The organism is Novosphingobium chloroacetimidivorans, assembly GCF_014204535.1.
In the GTDB taxonomy this organism is placed as follows: Bacteria; Pseudomonadota; Alphaproteobacteria; order Sphingomonadales; family Sphingomonadaceae; genus Novosphingobium; species Novosphingobium chloroacetimidivorans.
The window spans coordinates 1-1,358 of sequence record NZ_JACHLR010000081.1; the positions used below are offsets into that span (position 1 = coordinate 1).

At 64.1% G+C, this 1,358-nt stretch carries 1 protein-coding gene; it reads left to right on the forward strand.

What is annotated here, in order from left to right; all coding sequences use genetic code 11:
* The first annotated feature begins 80 nt into the window (after window positions 1-80).
* On the forward strand, window positions 81-1,103 hold the full coding sequence (locus tag HNO88_RS21925) for an IS110 family RNA-guided transposase (protein WP_184250958.1): 1,023 nt from the start codon (window positions 81-83) through the stop codon (window positions 1,101-1,103).
* Window positions 1,104-1,358 lie beyond the last annotated feature (255 nt).

Below are 1,358 nucleotides of genomic sequence, written 5' to 3' on the forward strand. Positions count from 1 at the left end.
CCCCCTTTATGGATGGCTCGCCCCTTAGCGAAGCGTTGTTGCCTTACGGCAGCAGGTCGTTTGAGGAAGGAGCGAGGGTCATGGACATATCAGTTCTCGGGATTGATCTGGGCAAGAACAGCTGCAGCGTGGTCGGGCTGGATGCGGCGGGCAAGGTGGTTGTGCGGCGCCGGATGCGGCGCGAGACGGTCATCACCTATGCGGCGAGCCTGCCTGCCTGCGTCATGGCGATGGAAGCTTGCTGCGGCGCTCATCACATGGGCCGCGCGCTGGCACGACAAGGCCATGCGGTGCGGTTGATGTCGCCGGAGTATGTCCGTCCGTACGTCAAGGCGCAGAAGAACGACGACCGCGACGCCGAGGCGATCGCGGAAGCGGCGACACGCCCGACGATGCGGTTCGTGGAATTGAAGACCGAGGAGCAACTCGACATGCAGACGTTGCACAGGGTTCGTGATCGGCTCGTTGGCGACCGCACCTCGCTGATGAACCAAATCAGAAGCCTTCTTCTCGAGCGCGGCTATATCGTCCCGCAAGGGAGGGCAAAGCTTGCCGCCCGCCTCAGTGAGATGCTGGATGGCGAGCCGGTGCTCGGGGCCCGCATACACCGGCTCATCAGCGATATGCGCCTGCGCTGGATTGCCCTGGACGAGCGGATTGCAGATCTCGATGCCGAGTTCACCGAGGCTGCTCGCTCGGATGAGCGAACGCGGCGGCTGCTGACCGTCCCCGGTATCGGTGCGCTCAACGCGACCGCGCTGGTGGCAGCGGTCGGAGACGCTCGAACATTCGGCCGTGGTCGTGACCTTGCCGCTTGGCTGGGGTTGGTACCGCGACAGGCGACCACTGGCGGCAAGCCGCGATTGCTCGGCATCACCAAGCGTGGCAGCCGCTATCTGCGCAAGAACCTGATCCAGGGCGCCCGATCGTCGCTGCCGACGATGAGCAAGAGCGACACGCGGCTCGGTGCCTGGCTGCGCGGTTTGCTCTCGCGCTCCCACCCCAACACCGTCGTAGTGGCGCTGGCGGCCAAGATGGCGCGCATTGTCTGGGCGCTGCTACGTCACGAACGCACCTACGAACCCGTCGCGCAAGCGGCGTGAACGAGATTGGCCGATGCGGCGTGCACCGGCCGGATGATGTCTGCGGGAGGTGAGTGACAGATGGCCTGACAGTCGACCGGTGTCCTGGAACCCTACGGCGCAAAATGGTACTCGATGCCGGCCCCTTTATGAGGACCAGGACGCGCGGATCTCCATCTTGGCCAACGGCTCCATGCTGAAAGGCCGGATACGTTTTCGCAGACTGCTCAGATCGTCAGACACAAACCGCTTGCCGACGGGGCGAGCCATACGTTT